General features: G+C 62.2%; 20 protein-coding genes and 1 tRNA gene. 15 read left to right on the forward strand and 6 right to left on the reverse strand.

Annotation, left to right across the window (positions count from 1 at the left end; genetic code table 11):
- The first annotated feature begins 229 nt into the window (after window positions 1-229).
- Together greA and A6V37_RS14600 are read left to right on the forward strand one after the other, a co-directional pair.
- Entirely contained in the window at window positions 230-706 is a 477-nt protein-coding gene (gene greA, locus A6V37_RS14595; protein WP_064268406.1) for a transcription elongation factor GreA, read from the forward strand.
- Between the two features lie 20 nt (window positions 707-726).
- Window positions 727-1,236 (forward strand): DUF4149 domain-containing protein, encoded by a 510-nt coding sequence (locus A6V37_RS14600; RefSeq protein ID WP_064268404.1) that lies wholly within the window; start codon window positions 727-729, stop codon window positions 1,234-1,236.
- A 171-nt stretch (window positions 1,237-1,407) separates the two neighbouring features.
- Here A6V37_RS14600 and A6V37_RS14605 read toward each other — a convergent pair whose 3' ends face one another.
- A complete protein-coding gene (locus tag A6V37_RS14605) occupies window positions 1,408-1,935 on the reverse strand; it encodes a YhbY family RNA-binding protein (RefSeq protein WP_064268402.1) in 528 nt (175 codons plus the stop codon).
- Window positions 1,936-2,136: 201 nt separating this feature from the next.
- On the opposite strand from A6V37_RS14605, the gene A6V37_RS14610 reads away from it, so the two are divergent.
- From A6V37_RS14610 to phoR, 11 genes are all read left to right on the forward strand, one after another.
- On the forward strand, window positions 2,137-2,799 hold the full coding sequence (locus tag A6V37_RS14610; protein WP_064268400.1) for an RlmE family RNA methyltransferase: 663 nt from the start codon (window positions 2,137-2,139) through the stop codon (window positions 2,797-2,799).
- Between the two features lie 188 nt (window positions 2,800-2,987).
- Window positions 2,988-4,877 carry an ATP-dependent zinc metalloprotease FtsH gene (gene ftsH / locus A6V37_RS14615; protein WP_064286085.1) on the forward strand — a complete coding sequence of 630 codons (1,890 nt, stop codon included), beginning with the start codon at window positions 2,988-2,990 and terminating at the stop codon, window positions 4,875-4,877.
- Between the two features lie 170 nt (window positions 4,878-5,047).
- Window positions 5,048-5,860, forward strand: coding sequence for a dihydropteroate synthase (gene folP, locus A6V37_RS14620; RefSeq protein WP_242665822.1), 813 nt, complete (start codon window positions 5,048-5,050; stop codon window positions 5,858-5,860).
- Window positions 5,861-5,888: 28 nt separating this feature from the next.
- The gene (gene glmM, locus A6V37_RS14625; protein ID WP_064268396.1) at window positions 5,889-7,250 is read left to right on the forward strand and encodes a phosphoglucosamine mutase; all 1,362 of its coding nucleotides are present in this window, start codon (window positions 5,889-5,891) and stop codon (window positions 7,248-7,250) included.
- A gap of 403 nt (window positions 7,251-7,653) precedes the next feature.
- Complete coding sequence (pstS, locus tag A6V37_RS14630) at window positions 7,654-8,685, forward strand: phosphate ABC transporter substrate-binding protein PstS (RefSeq protein ID WP_064286086.1); 1,032 nt, start codon at window positions 7,654-7,656, stop codon at window positions 8,683-8,685.
- A gap of 164 nt (window positions 8,686-8,849) precedes the next feature.
- A complete protein-coding gene (gene pstC / locus A6V37_RS14635) occupies window positions 8,850-9,851 on the forward strand; it encodes a phosphate ABC transporter permease PstC (protein ID WP_064268393.1) in 1,002 nt (333 codons plus the stop codon).
- A complete protein-coding gene (gene pstA / locus A6V37_RS14640) occupies window positions 9,848-10,744 on the forward strand; it encodes a phosphate ABC transporter permease PstA (RefSeq protein WP_064286087.1) in 897 nt (298 codons plus the stop codon). The genes pstC and pstA overlap by 4 nt, the downstream gene beginning before the upstream one ends.
- Before the next feature lie 17 nt (window positions 10,745-10,761).
- Window positions 10,762-11,610 carry a phosphate ABC transporter ATP-binding protein PstB gene (gene pstB, locus A6V37_RS14645; RefSeq protein WP_064286088.1) on the forward strand — a complete coding sequence of 283 codons (849 nt, stop codon included), beginning with the start codon at window positions 10,762-10,764 and terminating at the stop codon, window positions 11,608-11,610.
- Between the two features lie 27 nt (window positions 11,611-11,637).
- Window positions 11,638-12,342, forward strand: coding sequence for a phosphate signaling complex protein PhoU (phoU, locus tag A6V37_RS14650; protein ID WP_064286102.1), 705 nt, complete (start codon window positions 11,638-11,640; stop codon window positions 12,340-12,342).
- 26 nt (window positions 12,343-12,368) lie between these two features.
- On the forward strand, window positions 12,369-13,070 hold the full coding sequence (phoB, locus tag A6V37_RS14655) for a phosphate regulon transcriptional regulator PhoB (RefSeq protein WP_006051991.1): 702 nt from the start codon (window positions 12,369-12,371) through the stop codon (window positions 13,068-13,070).
- 118 nt (window positions 13,071-13,188) lie between these two features.
- A complete protein-coding gene (phoR, locus tag A6V37_RS14660; RefSeq protein ID WP_064268387.1) occupies window positions 13,189-14,502 on the forward strand; it encodes a phosphate regulon sensor histidine kinase PhoR in 1,314 nt (437 codons plus the stop codon).
- 103 nt (window positions 14,503-14,605) lie between these two features.
- Here phoR and ppk1 read toward each other — a convergent pair whose 3' ends face one another.
- Window positions 14,606-16,669, reverse strand: a complete 2,064-nt coding sequence (ppk1, locus tag A6V37_RS14665; protein ID WP_064268386.1) for a polyphosphate kinase 1 — start codon at window positions 16,667-16,669, stop codon at window positions 14,606-14,608.
- Between the two features lie 200 nt (window positions 16,670-16,869).
- Here ppk1 and ppx point away from each other — a divergent pair, with 200 nt between their 5' ends.
- Window positions 16,870-18,495, forward strand: coding sequence for an exopolyphosphatase (gene ppx, locus A6V37_RS14670; protein WP_064286089.1), 1,626 nt, complete (start codon window positions 16,870-16,872; stop codon window positions 18,493-18,495).
- Window positions 18,496-18,607: 112 nt separating this feature from the next.
- Here the strand turns inward: ppx and A6V37_RS14675 are convergent, their stop codons facing one another.
- The 4 genes from A6V37_RS14675 to A6V37_RS41360 all read right to left on the reverse strand — a co-directional run bounded on the left by A6V37_RS14675 (window position 18,608) and on the right by A6V37_RS41360 (window position 20,857).
- Complete coding sequence (locus A6V37_RS14675; RefSeq protein WP_064268381.1) at window positions 18,608-19,420, reverse strand: GNAT family N-acetyltransferase; 813 nt, start codon at window positions 19,418-19,420, stop codon at window positions 18,608-18,610.
- A 297-nt stretch (window positions 19,421-19,717) separates the two neighbouring features.
- A complete protein-coding gene (sixA, locus tag A6V37_RS14680) occupies window positions 19,718-20,176 on the reverse strand; it encodes a phosphohistidine phosphatase SixA (RefSeq protein WP_064268379.1) in 459 nt (152 codons plus the stop codon).
- A 237-nt stretch (window positions 20,177-20,413) separates the two neighbouring features.
- Window positions 20,414-20,490: transfer RNA gene (locus A6V37_RS14685), tRNA-Pro, on the reverse strand.
- Between the two features lie 193 nt (window positions 20,491-20,683).
- Entirely contained in the window at window positions 20,684-20,857 is a 174-nt protein-coding gene (locus A6V37_RS41360; protein WP_165614448.1) for a hypothetical protein, read from the reverse strand.
- Window positions 20,858-21,079: 222 nt separating this feature from the next.
- Here A6V37_RS41360 and A6V37_RS41365 point away from each other — a divergent pair, with 222 nt between their 5' ends.
- Window positions 21,080-21,253, forward strand: coding sequence for a hypothetical protein (locus A6V37_RS41365; RefSeq protein ID WP_165614447.1), 174 nt, complete (start codon window positions 21,080-21,082; stop codon window positions 21,251-21,253).
- Window positions 21,254-21,483 lie beyond the last annotated feature (230 nt).

Here is a 21,483-nt window from a genome sequence, read left to right on the forward strand (position 1 = left end):
GGCTTCGACTACCTGTCCAAGATCTAAGTGCCGCGGTTAAGCGGCGTTCCGCAAGTGCTGTGCCCGGGTTTTGCCCGAGGCGCCGGCTTCTGCGGAATGCACTTAACCGCGGTGATTTTTTTTATGGCCGTTTTTTGCCTCTGAGCGCCCCCAAACCTGTCGCTTCGCGCCAGGCCCCCCGAGGGGGCGAGAACATTTGGGGCGGCCCGGCATTTTTCTAGAGTTGTTTATGAGCACTATTCCATTGACTAAGCGCGGCGCAGACATGTTGCGCGATGAATTGCAGCGACTGAAATCGGTTGAGCGTCCCGCCGTGATCAACTCGATCTCGGAAGCGCGTGCCCAGGGCGATCTGTCGGAAAACGCGGAATACGACGCGGCGAAAGAAAAGCAGGGCTTTATTGAAGGCCGCATCGCCGAAATCGAATCGAAGCTGGCCGGCGCGCAAGTGATCGACCCATCCAAAGTGGACGCGGACGGCCGCGTGGTATTTGGTGCAACGGTGGAACTGGAAGACCTGGCATCGGGTGCGCCGGTCAAATATCAAATCGTCGGCGACGACGAAGCGGACATCGACCATGGCCTGATTTCGATCAGCTCGCCGATCGCGCGCGCCCTGATCGGCAAGTCGGAAGGCGACGTGGCGGCGGTGCAAGCGCCGGGCGGCGTGCGCGAGTACGAAGTCATTGCGGTTAGCTACGTTTAAAGGCGGCTCCGGTGTCCCTGATGCCGCATCGACTTTTTCGCCTGTTGACGGTGGTGTGGGTTGGTAGCCTGCTGACTATCGGCTATGCCGCCGCGCCGGTGCTGTTCACGTCGCTCGACCGGGTATCGGCGGGCGCCGTGGCGGCGCAACTGTTTCGCATTGAAGGTGTGCTGGGCGCGGTGTGCGGCATTTTGCTGCTCGGTCTGGCCAATGTGCTGGTTCGGCGCGGCGGCCATGCCTATCGCCGTTTGCGCTGGCTAATCGCCGGCATGCTGGTATGCGTGCTGGTGGGTTACTTCGCGTTGCAGCCGTTCATGAACGCTATGCGCATTGCAGCGCTCGAAGCGGGCAGCGATGTCGGGCATTCGGCATACGCCACCCGCTTCGGCATTCTGCACGGCGTGTCGAGCCTGTTCTATCTGGTCGAAAGCCTGCTGGGTGTGGCGCTGGTGTGGAAGCTGCCGGTGGGCACAGGTGTGGTCGGGGCGGAGCAGGGCGCGCGCAGTGCGGCGGAGAACGTTACCGGCTGATAGGGTTGCGGCTCGCCGGAGTTCGCTCCTGTGCCGCGGCGATTCGGTGCGGTAACTCGATGCTACCGGTCCCGCAGGTTTGCTTGAGCGTTAGCCGGGCATCGCGTTTCAAACCCTCACCCGTCTGCGCACGTCAAGGCGCGGGAGCTGCCCGCACCTCTCATCATTCGCTTATTTCGACTGATGCGCGCGCTTCGCGCTGGTTTGGCGCTTCTTGGCGCGCTTGATGTTACCGCCTTGCGTTACGCGCTCATTGCCGCGCACCACCACCGCTTTTGCCTTCGGCTTGCGCATGGGGATTTCGCTGGGCTTCACGACGGTCACGACGCGCGGCGCGCGGCCTTTGCTACCCGGTTTGGCTTCGACAGCAGCTTCGCGGGCGCTCGGCAGCGCGCCACGTTTGGCCTTCACCGCGGGTTGCTCGGTTTCCGGCTTCCAGATCACCAGCAGCTTGCCGATATGCTGGATCGGCGCGGCGTTCAGCTGGTCGCAGATCTGTTCGTAGATCGCGATGCGCTCTTCGCGCTCGTCGCCGAACACGCGGATCTTGATGAGCTGGTGCGCCGCGAGGTGGACCTTGATCTCGGCGAGCACGGCGTCGGTCAAACCTTCGGCGCCGACGAGCACGACCGGTTTGAGCGCATGTGCCTGGGAGCGCAACTCGGCGCGTTGGTCGGAAGAGACTTTGAGGGCGGGCATGGAAAGTGGGAGACTCGACTAAAATGGCGGCGCCTGCGTTCCCGATCCAGCCTTGTGATTGGCTTGATTGGGTCGATTCGGCAGGGCGGCGCGTCAGAACTACAGAATCGCGGATAACCGTCAGTTTTGGCGGTGGCCGCGCGAATTAACCGCGTATTATCCGCTAAAGCGTGACATCACGCAGCAAGAGTTCAACGTTTAATGGCAAAAAACAAGTTCAACACGGCGTGGTTGCATGACCACATCAACGACCCGTACGTCAAAATGGCGCAGCGGGAGGGCTATCGCGCCCGTGCCGCCTACAAGCTCAAGGAAATCGACGAGCAGGACAAGCTGATCCGCCCGGGGCAGGTCATTGTCGACCTCGGCTCGACGCCGGGCAGCTGGAGCCAGTACGCCCGCAACAAGCTCGCCAAGGGCGCGAAGCGCGATGCCGAGCGCGAGGGCGGGATCGACGGCACGATCATCGCGTTGGACATCCTGCCCATGGAGCCAGTCGCGGACGTCCACTTCATCCAGGGCGATTTCCGCGAAGACTCGGTGTTGGTCCAGTTAGAAGAATTGGTCGGAGAACGCCAGGTTGACCTTGTAATTTCCGATATGGCGCCCAACCTGTCGGGAGTGGCATTGGCGGATGCCGCGCGCATCGAGCATTTGTGCGATCTTGCGCTGGAATTCTCGCAAAATCACTTGAAGCCGGATGGCGCCCTTTTAGTCAAATGCTTTCACGGCAGCGGGTATAGTCAGATTGTTGAAAAGTTCAAGCGTCAATTTAAGGTGGTGGCGGCCCGCAAGCCGAAAGCGTCGCGGGACAAATCGTCAGAAACGTTTATTTTGGGTAAGCATCTCAAGCGGCCTGCATAGGGCCGCTGCAGAACGGTTCCGCATCTGCCGTAATGTGGTCATGGCCTTGGAATCTGGCGTTGCGATGACCCGCCACGCTATTTCTGTGGTAGTGAAACCTTATGGCAGGGGTCTGCGGACTGGATTAGAATGCTTTCGTGGTGCCGCAAGGCAAATGTAGGCGCCCGTCTAAGTGAAGGAGTGGTGCTTTGAACAACAATATGTTTTCGAAAGCAGCAGTGTGGCTGGTTATCGCACTGGTGCTGTTTACGGTGTTCAAGCAGTTCGACAAGCCCCGTGTCCAGGAAGGCGTTTCCTATTCGCAGTTCATGGACGACGCGAAGAACGGCAAAGTCAAGAACGTCATTGTCCAGGGGCGGAACCTCACGGTCACTCCAGCAGACGGCCAGAAGTACCAGATCGTGTCGCCGGGCGACATCTGGATGGTCGGCGATCTGATGAAGTATGGCGTTCAGGTGAGCGGCAAGGCTGATGACGAACCCAACGCGCTGGTGTCCGCGCTGTACTACCTCGGGCCGACGATCCTGATCATCGGTTTCTGGTTCTACATGATGCGACAGATGCAGGGGGGCGGGAAAGGTGGTGCGTTCTCGTTCGGTAAATCCCGTGCACGTCTGATCGACGAAAATAACAACGCAATCAATTTCACCGACGTCGCCGGTTGCGACGAAGCGAAGGAGGAGGTCTCCGAGCTGGTCGACTTCCTGCGCGATCCGCAGAAATTCCAGAAGCTGGGTGGCCGCATTCCGCGCGGCGTGCTGCTGGTCGCCCCGCCGGGAACCGGTAAGACGCTGCTTGCGCGCGCCATCGCCGGCGAAGCGAAAGTGCCGTTCTTCAGCATTTCGGGTTCGGACTTCGTTGAAATGTTCGTCGGTGTCGGCGCGGCGCGTGTGCGCGACATGTTCGAGCAGGCCAAGAAGCACGCACCGTGCATCGTGTTCATCGACGAAATCGACGCGGTCGGCCGTCATCGTGGCGCGGGCATGGGCGGCGGTAACGACGAACGCGAACAGACGCTGAACCAGATGCTGGTCGAGATGGATGGCTTCGAGGCGAACTCGGGCGTCATCGTGATCGCCGCAACGAACCGTTCGGACGTGCTGGACAAGGCGCTGCTGCGCCCGGGCCGTTTCGACCGCCAGGTGTATGTCGGTCTGCCGGACATCCGCGGCCGCGAACACATCATGAAGGTTCACCTGCGCAAGGTGCCGATTTCCAACGACGTCGACGCGGCAGTGATCGCGCGTGGCACGCCGGGTTTCTCGGGCGCCGATCTGGCGAACCTCGTGAACGAGGCGGCACTGTTCGCGGCTCGCCGCGGCAAGCGCATTGTCGAAATGACGGACTTCGAAGACGCGAAGGACAAGATTTTCATGGGTCCGGAGCGCAAGTCGGCCGTGATCCGCGAGGAATCGAAGCGTGCCACGGCGTACCACGAGTCCGGCCATGCGGTGATCGCCAAGCTGTTGCCGAAGGCCGATCCGGTGCACAAGGTCACGATCATTCCGCGTGGCCGTGCGTTGGGCGTGACGTGGCAGTTGCCGGAGCATGACAACGAAACGTATTCGAAAGACTATCTGCTGGACCGTCTCGCAATCCTGTTCGGCGGCCGTGTGGCGGAAGAGTTGTTTCTGAACCTGATCAGCACCGGCGCATCGGACGACTTCAACAAGGCGACGCAAACCGCTCGCGCCATGGTGGCCCGTTTCGGCATGACGGACGCACTGGGACCGATGGTCTACGTCGACGACGAGAACGATGCCACACCGTTTGGCCGCGGCTTCACGCGCACCATTTCGGAAGCGACGCAGCAGAAGGTCGACGCGGAAATTCGCCGCGTGCTGGACGAGCAGTACACGCTCGCGAAGCGTCTGCTGGACGAAAACCGCGACAAGGTCGAAGCCATGACCGCCGCGCTGATGGAGTGGGAAACGATCGACGCCGATCAGATCAACGACATCATGGCAGGCCGTCCGCCGCGTTCGCCGAAGAGCTCGCCGCCGTCGGCAAGCGACGCTTCGTCGGGTGGCAGCCCGGGTACCGAGGTCAAGCCGGGCAGCGCGACCGCGCCGGCCTGATAGGCGATTGGTAGAAAGTGCGGGCCGGTGTGTTTCACACCGGCCCGTTTTGCATTTATCCGTTTTACGTGAAGCGCCGCTACGTGTTGAAAGCCGAATTACCTTCGTCCCCCATCCCGGCGCCGCTGCAATGCGGCCGATTCAAACTGACCTTTGAACGCCCGCTGGTCATGGGCATCCTGAACGTTACACCCGACTCTTTTTCCGACGGCGGCCAATATGCGTTGCGCGGCGATGCTTTGCGCCAGGCAGAGCGTATGCTGCTCGACGGCGCGGACATCATCGACATTGGTGGTGAGTCGACGCGGCCCGGTGCGCCGCCGGTGCCGCTTGACGAAGAGCTGGAGCGGGTAATCCCGCTCGTCGAGCAATTGCGGGGCGCGAATGTGCCGCTCTCGGTCGATACCTATAAACCGGAAGTGATGCGTCATGCATTGGCCGCGGGCGCTGATCTGATCAACGACATTTGGGGCTTCCGGATGCCCGGTGCTATCGAAGCAGTGCGCGAAAGCGATTGCGGCCTCTGTGTCATGCATATGCTTGGCGAGCCGCAGACCATGCAGGCCGGCGAGCCTGACTATGACGATGTGGTGAGCGCCGTGCGCGGTTTTCTCGAAGAGCGGGTCGCCGCGCTGAAGCAGGCCGGCGTCGCACGTGCCCGTATTAGCGTGGATCCGGGATTCGGCTTCGGCAAGGCGGTGGTCGAGCATAATTACGCGCTGCTCGCGCATCTGCCCGACACCGCGCCGCAAGCCGATCCGCCGTATCCGATTCTTGCCGGCATGTCGCGCAAGTCGATGATTGGCGCGGTGATCGGCCGCCCGGCGCCGGAGCGCGTCGCGGGCAGCATCGCCGCGGCGGTGTGCGCCGCCGAACGGGGCGCCGCAATCCTGCGCGTACATGATGTCGCGCAAACAGTAGATGCATTGAAAGTATGGGCAGCCATGCGCGAAGCGGGAAATCCCGGTCGCGCGCGCGCATGAGTCTGCCGGCCAAGGAGGAACATAAAACATGGCACGTCGTTATTTTGGAACGGACGGTATTCGGGGCAAAGTCGGCGAAGGACCCATCACGCCGGAATTCGTGCTGCGGCTCGGCTACGCGGCCGGCAAGGTGCTCGCAGGCGGGAACCGCTGGGCTAAGACAGGCGCCCGGCCCACGGTGCTGATTGGTAAAGACACGCGGGTGTCGGGCTACATGCTGGAAGCCGCGCTCGAATCGGGCTTCTCGGCAGCGGGTGTCGACGTGATGCTGGCCGGCCCGATGCCGACCCCCGGCATTGCCTATCTGACACGCGCGTTGCGGCTCGCCGCCGGCGTGGTGATCAGTGCATCGCACAACCCTTACTACGACAACGGCATCAAGTTCTTCTCCGCCGACGGTAACAAACTGCCGGACGACGTGGAATCGCAGATCGAAGAACAACTCGAACAGCCGCTCGCCTGCGCGGCGTCCGAACAACTCGGCAAGGCACGGCGTCTCGACGACGCGGCCGGCCGCTACATCGAGTTCTGCAAGAGCACTTTTCCGGCGGCGTTCGACCTGCGCGGCCTGAAACTGGTCGTCGATTGTGCGCACGGCGCTGCGTATGACGTCGCGCCGCACGTATTCCACGAACTCGGTGCGGACGTGATCCCCATCGGCGTCGCGCCGAACGGCTTCAACATCAACGACGGCGTCGGCGCGACCGCGCCGGATGCGCTGGTGCGCGCGGTGCGTGCGAACCACGCGGATCTCGGCATCGCGCTCGACGGCGACGCCGACCGTCTGCAGGTCGTCGATGCGGCCGGCCGCCTGTATAACGGCGACGAGTTGCTGTACGTGCTGGTCAAGGACCGCATCGCGACCGACGGCAAGGTGGAAGGGGCGGTCGGCACCCTGATGACGAATATGGCCGTGGAAGTGGCGCTGCAGGGCGCCGGCGTGAAGTTCGTGCGCGCGGCGGTCGGCGATCGCTACGTGCTCGAGCAGTTGCGCGAACACGGCTGGCAGCTTGGGGCAGAAGGTTCAGGCCATATTCTCTCCCTTGACCGCCATTCGACCGGCGACGGCATCGTCTCCGCGCTGCTGGTGCTGGCGGCCATGAAGCGCAGCGAGAAGACGCTCGCCGAGCTGCTCGACGGCGTAACGCTGTTTCCGCAGAAGCTGATCAACGTGCGCATGAATCCTGGTGCGGACTGGAAGGGCAGCGACCTGATCCGCCGCGCCATCGCCAAGGCCGAAGATGCGCTGAACGGCCGCGGCCGCGTGCTGATCCGCGCGTCCGGCACCGAGCCGGTTTTGCGCGTGATGGTGGAGGCGGAGCATGTCAACGACGCCATTCTCCATGCGGAGTCGATCGCCGGGGCGGTGAAACAGGCTACGGCGGACTAACCACGCCGTGACACCGGGGCGGGACGATTGCGATATCGCGGCCCGCCTCCGGTCAATCCGCGGCACCCACCGGCACTTCAGCCAGCCCGCTAGCCGGACCCGTTCCCACCACCTCCGCGAACTCCAACTCCCTCCGCAGCCCCAGCTTCGCCCCCGGCAGACCTCTGGTTCCTCCGCGTCTCTCCGCGCGCACGCAAACGTTCGCGCCCCACCTTTTTCGCCTAATCTTTAGAGCGATGCCAGGAGCATCGCCAAACCGGTGTTTTCCCTGACGGAACGCCTTTCACCCTGTAATCATCTTGTCACATGCGTTTCACGGTTAGTCACGGTACTGTCACAAAGAGACCCTAAGCTTCGCGGTGTTCGTGTTATCCGCTCACACCGCTCACACCTTGGAGGTCTCATGAAATTGATGCAAACCGTGTTCGCTGGCGTCGCTGGCGCGCTTTTCGCAATCGCAGCGCAAGCCGCAGACATCACCGGCGCGGGCAGCACCTTTGCAGCACCGATCTATACGAAGTGGGCAGATGCCTACCAGAAGACGGGCGGCGGCAAGGTCAACTACCAAGGCATCGGTTCGTCGGGCGGTATCAAGCAGATTGAAGCGAAGACGGTCGATTTCGCAGGCTCGGACGCTCCGCTGAAGGACGACGAACTCGCGAAGGCAGGTCTGTTCCAGTTCCCGACAGTGGTCGGCGGCGTGGTGCCGGTGGTAAACGTGCCGGGCGTGAAGGCAGGCGACCTGGTGCTGTCGGGTGAAGTGCTCGGCGACATCTACCTGGGCAAGATCAAGAAGTGGAACGATCCGGCGATCGCTGCACTGAACCCGAAGGTCAAGCTGCCGGACACCGACGTTGCCGTGGTTCGCCGCGCTGACGGTTCGGGCACCAGCTTCATCTGGACGAACTACCTGTCGAAGGTCAACGCAGACTGGAAGGCGAAGGTCGGTGAAGGCGCAACGGTCAACTGGCCGACGGGTACGGGCGGCAAGGGCAACGACGGCGTCGCTGCTTTCGTGCAACGCCTGCCGGGCGCAATCGGCTATGTGGAATGGGCCTACGCGAAGCAGAACCACATGATTTACGTCGGCATGAAGAACTCGACGGGCGCTGTGGTCGAGCCGAAGACGGAAACGTTCAAGGCAGCGGCAGCGGGCGCGGACTGGTCGAAGTCGTTCTACCAGATCCTGACGAACGAGCCGGGCAAGGACGCATGGCCGGTCGTCGGCGCAACCTTCGTGCTGCTGCACACGGCGCAGGAAAAGCCGGCGCAAGGCACGGAAACGCTGAAGTTCTTCGACTGGGCGTTCAAGAACGGCACCCAGGCTGCAAACGATCTGGACTACATCTCGCTGCCGGATTCGGTGACGGCTGAAATCCGCTCGCAGTGGAAGTCGAAGGTGAAGGACGCTTCGGGCAAGGCAGTCGCCGAGTAAGCCAGGCCTTTAGCAACCGCGGTACGTAACACATTGGCCGTCCTCGGGTGAGGACGGCCAATGGCTTTACCAGGCAATACCAGGCACACCCCCCGGCATCCCGGGCATTACCGGCCGCACGACACGTGTCATACGGCAACTGGAAACAGGTCCATCAGGCTCTCATGTCCGATATCCAATTAGCGTCCGGCGCCAGCAGGTCGACCCCACCCGGCAGCGAGTCGCAGCAGAAGGCGCCAAGCCGCGCCGGCGACGTGATCTTCGGCGGTCTCGCGCGCCTTTCCGCGATCATCACCCTGTTGCTCCTCGGCGGCATCATCGTTTCGCTGATCGTCGCGTCCATGCCGTCGATCAAGCAGTTCGGTCTCAGCTTCCTGTGGACCTCGGACTGGGATCCACCCAGCAAGCAATTCGGCGCGCTGGTGCCGATCTACGGCACGATCGCCACCTCGATCATTGCACTCATCATCGCGGTGCCTGTGAGCTTCGGCATCGCGCTATTCCTGACTGAACTCTCGCCCGCATGGCTGCGCCGGCCGCTCGGCATCGCGATCGAACTGCTCGCGGCGATTCCGTCGATCGTGTATGGCATGTGGGGCCTGCTCGTGTTCGCGCCGATCTTCGCGCAATGGTTCGAAAAGCCGCTCGGCGCCGTGCTGGGCGGCATTCCGTTCGTCGGAGCGCTGTTCCGGGGCGCGCCGATCGGCATCGGCATTCTGTGCGCGGGTGTGATTCTCGCGATCATGATCATTCCGTACATCGCTTCGGTGATGCGCGACGTGTTCGAAGTCACGCCTGTGCTGCTGAAAGAATCGGCGTACGGCATCGGCTGCACGACGTGGGAAGTGATGTGGAAGATCGTGCTGCCCTTCACCAAGAGCGGCGTGATCGGCGGCGTCATGCTGGGTCTCGGCCGCGCGCTCGGCGAGACGATGGCCGTCACGTTCGTGATCGGCAACACCAATCTGCTCGATAACGTCTCGCTGTTTTCGCCGGGCAACAGCATTACGTCGGCGCTCGCCAACGAATTCGCGGAAGCGGATCCAGGCCTGCATACGTCGGCGCTGATGGAACTGGGCCTGATTCTGTTCGTGATTACTTTCATCGTCCTGGCGATCTCGAAGATCATGCTGCTTCGCCTCGAAAAAGGGGAGGGCGCGAAATGAGCCAGCCCACTTTGAACATGCCGGGTTCGAACGATCCCGCCGCACTCGAAGAAATGCGCGTGCGCCTGCAGGGCCGCCGCCGCGTGACGAACGCAATCGCGTTGACCATGTCGCTCGGCGCGATGGCGTTCGGCCTGGTATGGCTGGTCTGGATTCTGTACACGACCTTGCACCTCGGCATCGGTGGCCTGTCGGTCGAACTGTTCACGCAGTCGACGCCGCCGCCGAACACCGACGGCGGCGGTCTCGCCAATGCGATCGTCGGCAGCCTCATGCTGGTTGTGCTCGCAACGTTCGTCGGCACGCCGATCGGCATTCTGGCGGGCGTGTATCTCGCCGAATACGGTCAGAAGCGCTGGCTTGCCAGCCTCACGCGCTTTATCAACGACATCCTGTTGTCGGCGCCGTCGATCGTGGTCGGTCTGTTCGTCTACGCGCTCGTGGTGGCGAAGATGGGGCACTTCAGCGGCTGGGCCGGCGTGTTCTCGCTTGCCTTGCTGCAGATTCCGATCGTGATCCGCACCACGGAAAACATGCTGAAGCTGGTGCCGAACGCACTGCGTGAAGCGGCCTTCGCACTCGGCACGCCGAAGTGGAAGATGGTGCTGTCGATCACGCTGAAGGCGTCGATCGCGGGTATCGTCACGGGCGTGCTGCTCGGCGTCGCGCGGATCGCCGGCGAAACCGCGCCGCTGCTCTTCACGGCGCTGTCGAACCAGTTCTTCTCGGTCAATATGAGCCAGCCGGTCGCGAACCTGCCGGTCACGATCTACAAGTTTGCGATGAGTCCGTTCGCGCAGTGGCAATCGCTTGCGTGGGCCGGCGTCTTCCTGATCACGCTCGCGGTGCTCGGACTGAACATCCTCGCGCGCACGATCTTTTCGAACAAGTAAGGGCGGAGTGTAATCCGATGAATATGGCAGAAACGCAAATCAATCAGGTCGCACGCCCGACGGCGCCCGCCGGTTCCGATCCCGCTCAGAGCGGCCAATCGCAGGCGCCGTCGCGCCCGAAGATCGAAATTAACGATCTGAACTTCTTCTACGGCAAGTATCACGCGCTGAAGAACATCAACCTGCAGATTCCCGAAGGCAAGGTGACCGCGTTCATCGGCCCGTCGGGTTGGGGCAAGTCGACGTTGCTGCGCACGCTCAACAAGATGTACGCGCTCTATCCGGAGCAACGCGCCGAAGGCGAGATCCTGATGGACGGCGAGAACCTCCTGACCTCCAAGCGCGATATCTCGCTGCTGCGCGCGCGGATCGGCATGGTGTTCCAGAAGCCGACGCCGTTCCCGATGTCGATCTACGACAACATCGCGTTCGGCGTGAAGATGTTCGAAACGCTGCCGCGCTCTGAAATGGACGACCGCGTGGAATGGGCGCTGACCAAGGCCGCGCTGTGGAACGAAGTGAAGGACAAGCTCGGCCAGAGCGGCTACGGTTTGTCGGGCGGCCAGCAGCAGCGTCTGTGCATCGCGCGCGGCATCGCGATTCGCCCGGAAGTGCTGTTGCTCGACGAGCCGTGTTCGGCACTGGACCCGATTTCGACGGGCCGTATCGAAGAGCTGATCGCCGAACTGAAGAGCGATTACACGGTGGTGATCGTTACGCACAACATGCAACAGGCGGCCCGCTGTTCGGACTACACTGCCTATATGTATCTCGGTGAATTGATCGAGTTTGGTGATACCGAAAAGATCTTCATCAAGCCGGTCCGCAAGGAAACCGAGGACTACATTACTGGCCGCTTCGGCTAAATGGCCGAGCCAAACAAGGAGCACGACATGTCCGACAAACACCTGTCCAGCCAGTTCGACGCCGACCTGAATCTGGTTTCCTCCAAGGTGCTCGAAATGGGTGGCCTGGTCGAATCGCAGATCGTCAAGGCCATGCAGGCGCTCAACGAATTCGATCTCGACATCGCCGAACAGGTGATCGCCGCTGAAGACCGCCTGAACTCGATGGAAGTGGAAATCGACGAAGAGTGCAGCAACATCATCGCGCGCCGTCAGCCGGCCGCGCGTGACTTGCGCCTGCTGATCGCGATTTCGAAAACCATCACGAACCTCGAGCGCGCCGGCGACGAAGCCGAAAAAATCGCCAAGCGCACCAAGCGTCTGATGGAAGACGGCGCGTCGCGCACCATTAATATCGCCGAGATCAAGTTGTCCGGCGAAATGGCGGTGTCGATTCTGCGCCTCGCGCTGGACGCGTTCGCGCGTCTCGATACGGTTGCCGCCGCGCAGATCGTGCGCGACGACAAGGCGATCGACGAGGAATTCCGCGCTTTCGTGCGCAAGCTGGTGTCTTACATGACTGAAGATCCGCGTTCGATTTCCGTGGGCCTCGACTTCCTGTTTATCGCCAAGGCGATCGAACGGATCGGCGACCACGCGAAGAACATCGCTGAATTCATCATCTACATCGTGAAGGGCACCGACGTGCGGCACAAGTCGCGCGACGCGCTCGAGCGCGAAGCACTCAGTTAAGCCAGATATAAGGATCAGAGGTGCCGATGCCCAGCAGCATTCTCGTCATTGAAGATGAGCCCGCCATTTCCGAACTGATTTCGGTCAATCTTCAACACGCCGGACACTGCCCGATTCGTGCGTACAACGCGGAACAGGCGCAGAACCTGATCAGCGACGTATTGCCCGACCTCGTGCTGCTCGACTGGATGTTGCCGGGCAAATCGGGCATTGCGTTCGCGCGCGACCTGCGCAATAACGAGCGCACGAAGCATATTCCGATCATCATGCTGACCGCGCGTGGCGATGAGCAGGACAAGGTGCTCGGCCTCGAAATCGGAGCGGACGACTACGTCACCAAACCGTTCTCGCCGAAGGAATTGATGGCGCGCATCAAGGCGGTGTTGCGCCGCCGCGCGCCGCAGCTGACCGAGGACGTGGTCGCGATCAACGGCCTCAAGCTCGATCCGGCGACGCACCGCGTGGCCGCGCATGCCGAAGGCAGCGAGATCAAGCTCGATCTCGGCCCGACGGAATTCCGTCTGCTGCATTTCTTCATGACGCACCCGGAGCGCGTGCACAGCCGCACGCAGTTGCTCGACCAGGTGTGGGGCGATCACGTGTTCGTCGAAGAGCGCACCGTGGATGTGCACATCAAGCGTCTGCGCGCGGCGCTCAAGCCGGCAGGGTGCGATGCTATGATTGAGACGGTTCGCGGCAGCGGCTACCGGCTCGCGAAGAGCGCCTGACGCATGCGGTGGCCTGCGGGCCTCCCGTGCCGTACAACGTATCTTCGCATTGGTTGTTGCCAATAGCCGCCGCGATTCGCATCCCGGCGCATACGGTTTTCTCTTCGATCGCTAGACCATGAACATCATCTGGGCGCGCTCCATCGTGTCGGTCGTGCTGCTGGCTGTTCTGTGCGCGGTGGTCGGCGCGCTCGTGAACGTCAAGGCAGGACTCGTTCTCGCGATTGTCATGCTGCTCGCGCAGAGCCTCTTCAGCACCTTTCACAAACAGCGCCTGTGGCGTCTGCTCGACGCGCCGGTCTACGGCGAAGTACCGAGTGCGCCTGGCATCTGGGGCGAAATCTACTACCGTCTGCACAAGCTCGCGAAGCGCTGGCATGCGCAGGTGCGCCAGGTGGAGCAGCAGCATTCGCGTTTTATCCAGGCCATCCAGGCCTCGCCGAACGGTGTGGCCATGCTCGACGATCATGACCAGATCGAGTGGTGCAACGCGATCTCCGAACTCCACTTCGGCCTCGATGCGAAACGCGATTTGCGCCAGCACATTACGCATCTGGTGCGTCAGCCCGATTTCGTCCGGTATCTGAATTCGGCTCGCTACGAAGAAATGCTGATCATGCGCGGCATGGGCGACAAGCGCCAGAATGTGCTGTCCGTGCAGGTGTTTCCGTACGGCGAGAATCGCAAGCTGGTGTTGTCGCAAGACATTACCGAGCTCGAGCGGACCGACGCGATGCGGCGCGATTTCGTCGCCAACGTTTCGCATGAACTGAAGACGCCGCTCACCGTGCTCTCCGGTTTTCTGGAGACGATGCGCGAGTTGCCGCTAAGCGAAGCAGAGTGCGCGCGCTATCTGGAACTGATGGAGCAGCAGGCGTCGCGCATGCGCCATATCGTGAGCGACCTGCTGGTGCTGGCGAAGCTCGAAGGTGACAACAAGCCGCCGAGCGATCAGATGATCGATATGCGCGCCGTGTTGCGGCACTTGCGCGACGACGCGGAAAACCTGTCGAGCGACCATCACAAGATCGTATTCGACGCTGACGAAGGGCTCACGGTCACCGGAGTCGAAACCGAGATTTTGAGCGCGCTCGGCAATCTCGTGACGAACGCGATCCGCTACACGCCGGACGGCGGCACGATCAAGGTGATCTGGCACGCGCAAGGCGGCCAGGCGCTGTTTTCGGTGATAGACAGCGGTCTGGGTATTCCGGCTGCGGATATTCCACGCCTGACGGAGCGCTTCTATCGCGTCGATCGCAGCCGCTCGCGCGACACCGGCGGTACCGGCCTCGGCCTCGCGATCGTCAAACACGTGCTGCAACGTCACGACGCGCAGCTCGACGTGAAGAGCGAAGAGGGCCGCGGCAGCACCTTTACCGTGCGCTTCCCGGTGTATCGCACGGCACGCCGGCAACCGGCGCCGGCTTGATCCGATTCAGGCTGACGACGGTTTCGGCCAAAGAAAAACCCGCCTGAACAAGGCGGGTTTTTTATGCGTGCTGCCGGCTCGCCGCGGCGAGCGCAACCCGCGCTTACGGACAGAATTTCCCCAGCAGACTCATTTGCGCGTTGCGCGAGGACTTGCCCGGCCGACGGCGGCGATAATGGCCGTCGCTTTGCATCAGCCACGCGGATTGATTGTCGCCGAGAAACGCCGACAGGCCCTCGGCGATCACGCGCCGTTTCAGGCGGCGATTGTTGACGGGGAACGCCACTTCCACGCGCCGGAAGAGATTGCGGTCCATCCAGTCCGCGCTCGACAGGTAGACCTGCTCCTTGCCGTCGTCGTAGAAATAGTAGATGCGATGGTGCTCAAGGAAGCGCCCGACAATCGAGCGCACCGTGATGTTCTCCGATAGGCCTTCCACGCCCGGCTGCAACGAGCAGACGCCACGCACGATCAGATCGATCTTCACGCCTGCCTGCGATGCTTCGTAAAGCTCGGCAATCACGGTGGGTTCGAGCAGTGCGTTCATCTTCGCCACGATGCGCGCCTTCTTGCCGGCGCGGGCATGATCGGCTTCGGCGCGAATCGCCTCGATCAGTTTCGGATGCAGCGTGAACGGGGATTGCCACAGTTCATGCAGCTTCAGCTCGCCGCCAATGCCGGTCAGTTGCTGGAACACGTGGTGCACGTCTTCGCAGATTTTCTGATCGGCGGTCATCAGACCGAAGTCGGTGTAGAGGCGTGCGGTGCGCGGATGATAGTTGCCGGTGCCCAGATGCACGTAGCGCTTGAGCGTGGTCTTGCCGCCCACCGATACGCGCCGCACGATCAGCATCATCTTCGCGTGGCACTTGTGGCCCACCACGCCGTACACGACGTGCGCGCCGACCGCTTCGAGTTGCGAGGCCCAGTTGATGTTGGTTTCTTCGTCGAAGCGCGCAAGCAGTTCGACCACGACCGTCACTTCCTTGCCGTTGCGCGCGGCTTGCATCAGCGCGTCCATCAGCGGCGAGTCGGTGCCCGTGCGATAGATGGTCTGCTTGATCGCCACCACGTTCGGATCCTTGGCGGCCTGCAGCAGCAGTTCCAGCACCGGCTGGAAGCTCTCGTACGGGTGATGCAGCAGCACGTCGCCCTGATCGATCACGTCGAACATATTGGCGCTGTTGTTGATCTGCTGCGGAATTGAGGGAATGTGCGGCACGAACTTCAGATCGGGCCGGTCCACCATCTCCGGCAGCTGCATCAGCCGCACCAGATTGACCGGGCCGTCGGCGTAGTAGCAGTCCTTATCGGAGAGACCGCTTTCGTCGAGCAGGCGCCGCACCACATGCGCGGGCGTTTCCGCCGACACTTCGAGCCGCACGGCATTGCCCAGATGGCGCGCCGGCAACTCGCCCTGCAACGCGACGCGCAGGTTGGTGATTTCGTCTTCGTCGACGAACAGTTCGCTATTGCGCGTGATGCGAAACTGATTGCAGCTGCGCACCACCAGGTTCGGAAACAGTTCGCCGACAAAGCGCTGCAACAGCGAGCTCAGCAGCACGAAACCATGCGGATAGCCCGACAGTTCCTGCGGCATGCGCACGAGCCGCGGCAGCGCGCGCGGCGCTTGCACGATGCCCATCATCGCCTGACGGCCGAATGCGTCTTTGCCCTCGAGTTCGACGACGAAGTTCAAGCTCTTGTTGAGCACGCGCGGAAATGGATGCGCAGGATCGAGACCGATTGGCGTGAGCACCGGCAGCAGTTCGTCGAAGAAATAATTGCGCGCCCATTCGGTCTGCGCTTCGTTCCACGCTTCGGTGCCGTGAAAATAGATGCCTTCTGCTTCGAGCGCGGTCAACACCGTGTCGTGCAGCATGGTGTATTGGCGATGCACGAGTTTCTGCGCGCGCTCGACCACGAGGTCGTACACATGCTGCAACGACATGCCATCCGGCGACAAAGCGCCGGGGTTGTCGCGCATCTGTTCCTGCAGTCCGGCCATGCGGACTTCGAAGAATTCGTCGAGATTGCTACTGGTGATGCAGATGAAGCGCAGGCGTTCGAGCAAAGGGACGGCTGGGTCGGCAGCTTGTGCCAACACACGCTCGTTGAAACCCAGAATGCCCAGCTCGCGATTCAATAAGGGGTAGCGGATGGACATCGGCAGCGAGAAAGGAATGTCAGGAAGGGGGGCGGAAAGACGCTCGGAAATTCTCACAGTATGATGACGTTGTTATGACATTCTCGATCTTTTGATTTTACGCTGCATTCGTCGCGTGTCGTCAAGATGACGCAGTCGTGTGGGACCATATGGCACCCCCATTGCTGCGAGGTGGCATCGTGAGGTCCGGTACGCTTAGAATGGCGTCTTTGAACAGCGCGGCTGGCCACAAGGCGCCCAAAGCGCAACGTGAACACCCGGTGCCCTCCGCATCCTACGCCGCCGCGCTCGCGCGCATGGAGTCCGCTTACTCGATGGTCAATACTCCGCAACTCCTCGCCGCCGTCGACCTCGGCTCGAACAGCTTCCGTCTTATCGTGGGCCGTGTCGAGGAAACCGACGCGGGCAGCCAGATTTATCAGGTCGACGCCCTGCGCGAGCCGGTGCGTCTTGCCGCCGGTTTGTCGCGCGACAAGATGCTCGATCGCGCTTCGCAGGTGCGCGGCTGGGACGCATTGAAGCGTTTCGGCGAGCGGCTGCGCGATTTTCATCCGGACCACGTTCGCGCGGTCGCCACCAATACGCTGCGTATCGCCAAGAACGCCGGCGAGTTTCTCGGCGAGGCGCAAGCCGCGCTGGGTTTCCCGATTGAAGTGATCGCCGGGCGTGAAGAAGCGCGTCTGATCTATGCGGGCGCGGCGCACTCGGTGCCGGCGAGCCCGGGCAAACGCCTCGTGGTCGATATCGGCGGCGGTTCGACGGAATTCATCATCGGTTCGCACTACACGCCGATCAAGATGGAGAGTCTGTACATCGGCTGCGTGAGCCACAGCCGCGCGTTTTTCCCGGCGGGCAACGTCGACGAATACACGATGCGCCAGGCCGAACTCGCCGCGAGCCGCGAAATCCAGATCATTTCGGCGGAGTACAAGAAAACCGGCTGGGAGCAGGCAATCGGCTCATCGGGCACGGCACGTGCGCTGGCCGAACTGGTCGAGGCGAACGGCTTCAACGATCCGGGCATCACGCACGAGATTTCGCGCGGCGGGCTCGAGCGGCTCAAGCGCGCGTTGATCAAGGCGGAGAACGTCAATCGTCTGAAGCTCGTCGCGTTGAAGGCCGATCGCGTTCCGGTGCTGGCCGGCGGCCTGTCGATCATGATCGCCGTGTTCGACGAACTCGGCGTCGATTACGTAGACACCACCGACGCCGCGCTGCGCCTTGGCGTGTTGTACGACCTGCTGGGCCGTTCGCAGCATGCCGACATGCGCGCGGTGACGGTGGGCGGCTTCATGCGCCGTTACGGCGTGGATCGTTCGCAGGCCGGACGTATCGGCGAGCTCGCGGTCAGCTTTTACGACCAGTTCAAGGAGCCCGACGAAGAGCGCCGCGTGGAAAACCGCATGTTCCTCGGCTGGGCGGCGTCGCTGCATGAAATCGGCTTGTCGATCTCGCACAGCGCGTATCACAAGCACTCGGCCTACATTGCCAGCAACGCGGACATGCCGGGCTTTTCGCGCACCGATCAGGCGCGCCTCGCCGCGCTCGCCCTCGGTCACGCGGGCAAGCTGGGCAAGCTGTCGCAAACACGCGAAGTGGAATGGCCGCTGCTGTTCTGTCTGCGGCTCGCGGCGCTGCTGTGCCGCCGGCGGGCGGATGTCGGATTGCCGGGCATCGCGGTCGCGCAGGTCAATGGCGGCTACGAGGTGCGTCTGCCGAACCAGTGGGTGGCCAACAATCCGCTTACAGACTACAGCCTGATCCAGGAAGCGGCGGAGTGGGAAAAGGTTGGCATTCCGTATCGTGTCGTCTACACGGACGAATGAAGCGGGGCACGTCGCAATCGGCGCATGCATAAAAAATCCCGGCAAGCTTGCGCTGCCGGGATTTTTTTAGGGTGTTACCCCTTGCGCGCCGCGTTGCGTGGCGCGGGTTCGCTCAGCGTGGCAACGCGTCGCCGAGGAAATGACGGGCGTAGCGTGCGTTGATGTCGGACAGGCGGAACAGCGTCAGAAAATCCGCGGTGTTGAAGTCGGGATCCCATGCCGGTGCGCCGCAAATCTTCGCGCCCAGACGCAGATAGCCCTTCACGAGCGGCGGGGGTGCAACCTCGGCGCCTGTCTGCAATTCATCGACCGGCAGCGGCGTGTGCGGAAACGCGCGATATTCCGGCGCCGTCAGCGCGTTGTCGCGCAGCGAGCAATACAGATTCGCCGCATAGTGGCCGCCGTCGACCATCGCGACGCTCGCGCAGCCGAGCATCGTTTCGTAGCCGTTGTGCTTCATGTAGGCAGCAAGGCCCGCCCACAGCGACATGATCACGGAGCCGCTGCGATAGTCCGGATGCACACACGAGCGGCCTACTTCGACCATCTTCGAGCGCAGGTGCGTCAGGCGCGACACATCGAATTCACTCTCTGCATACAGGCGTCCGATACGCGCGGCCTGATGCGGCGGCAACGCGCGATACGTGCCGACGACCTTCAACGTGTCGAGATCGCGCACCAGCAGGTGGTCGCAGTAAGAATCGAACGAATCGACGTCAAGACCCGCGGGGCCCGTGAGGCGTGCGCCCATTTCATCGGCGAACACGCGGTAGCGCAGACGCTGGGCCTCGCGCAGTTCTTCGTCGGTGCGTGCCCACGAAACCTGCAGGCGATGCTGGGCGGTGACCGTCTCTTCGGCACGCGGCAAACGGCGCGTCTCGAAGATCGAAGCGAGGGGCAGGGTAGGCGTCGGCAGTTCTCGCATGGAGGGTCCTGGTCGAAAAAAGGGAAAATTCTTTTTTCGCCAATGTAGTAACGCCTGGTGACGCTCGCATGGCAAACCCATGACGATTGGATGACTGCCCGTAAGCCGCGCGCGCACGGCTTGTAATGTGGCGGGTGTCGCGCGGGTGTTGTTTTTGTGCGACCTGTGGAGGTTTTACGGAATGGGCGAAGCCGGCTCGATCGCTGTCAGCGCGTCATCCCGGCTATGTGGGTGAGCGTAGCGGCCGTGCAATGTACCTGGCGGATTTGGGTGCCACGCCTTTTTATAGGTGTCCGATCAAACCAGATCGGGGGTGATGGCCGCGCGCAGTACGGCCTGACCGTTGCCGTCGCGCTCACGGCTTGCGATCCACCACACCGCGGCTTTTTTTACGGGCCAACTCGCTTCGCTGTGGCCGAGCAAGCGTGCGGCAACGTGGCCGAGCGTGGGTTGATGGCCGACGATTACCACCGTCTGCGCGATGCCGTTGGGCCAGCCGGCGGCGTTGAGCACATCGCCTGCGCTTGCGTTGGGCGCGAGTTCGCGCACCACGCGATACTGATCGCTCAAGGTCTCCGCGGTCTGGATGGTGCGCACGGCCGGGCTGGCGAGCACCACGGCGTCATCGGGCAAGCGGGCGCGCAGCCATTTGGCGACGTTTTGCGCCTGCTTGCGGCCACGCGTGGTGAGCGCTCGCGCGAGGTCGCTGGCGGCGAATTCTTCGGCCTCGGCGTGACGCCAGAGAATCAGATCCATGTATGTCTCCTTGATTCTGGTTGTTCTGGTTGCGGCGCATCGGGTATGGATGAAGTGCCGGTTTCAGTCACTGTCGCACGGAGGGTGCCTGGACCACAAGGCGATGACGCGAGTGAATCGTATAAGCGCGCGGGCATGTCCGGCGAATCTGCCGAACACGCGGGACCCCAAAGCACGCGGGCACCAAAAGCAAAAACCCGCGAAGCCGGAGGCTACGCGGGTTTCGTGCTGCTTTCGTGGTCGGAGCGAAAGGATTCGAACCTTCGACCCTCTGATCCCAAATCAGATGCGCTACCAGGCTGCGCTACGCTCCGACGAATCCGAGATTCTACGTGGCATTGGGTGCCAGAGTCAATCACGAATTGCGTCGGGCAGCGACGGACGCGCGAACGCACCGCTCCGCGGGCCCGCACGCGTCCTTCTGCATCGGATGTGCAGTGCATCTACCGACTGAGTGCACGGCACGTGCGGACGTGCGCAGACGCACCCAGTGGCCGATTCTCCGTTTCAGTGCCGGCGACGCATCCAGTGCGGCATGTGCTGATGAGTCAGCCAGTGATGCACCATGCCTTCGCCGTCGTGTTCGCGTCTATATGTTTTCGATTCGAAAATCGACAGCGCGAGCAGCACGAGCAAACCTATTCCGAGTCCGATAAGACCTGCGATCGATTCAGCGTCCATGGCAGTCTCCTATGGCATGTCGCCATGCCTTTATAGTAGATCAAGATCACGCGCGACAAAATTAGAGCCGCGTAGAGCCGCGCGTTGGAGCCGCATGCGAGCCGACCCGCCGGCTTCGGCGCCATGGTGTGTGCTTTGCGGGTAGACTCTCGGCGCGCGTCGTCTGCCGGATCATCGTCGGCCGGCCGCGATTTGATCCCGCCCCCGAGAGACGACTGCCTGATGAACCGCTTTCCGCTGATTGCGTTGCTGCTGCTGGTTGCCGGCCTTGCCGGCTGTGCGAACAATTCTTCAGGCCACCACGGTGGCCCGCCGCCGCAAGATCCCGCCGACTATCACGGCGTACCCACCGATACTCGCCCGCCCGTGATGGTGTCGCCACCCGCCACGCCTTGAGCGCGGGCAGAACGGCAAACGAAAGGGGGAGTTGCAATAGAAGCGAAGCGCCGGCGCGGGCACGCCGACACTTCTGACCCGGCGCACACTGTTTGCGCGGAGAGCGCGGGCTGACCCCATTCTAGGGCGAGCATCGTGCGCGATATGTATGCGCTTGTTTCAACCCGTAACCGGTTGCGGCGATGCGCGAGGAGCGTGCCGTGCGCACACAACACAGGGCGAATCGAAAG

This window comes from Paraburkholderia ginsengiterrae (genome assembly GCF_001645125.1).
GTDB classification, from domain to species: Bacteria; Pseudomonadota; Gammaproteobacteria; order Burkholderiales; family Burkholderiaceae; genus Paraburkholderia; species Paraburkholderia ginsengiterrae.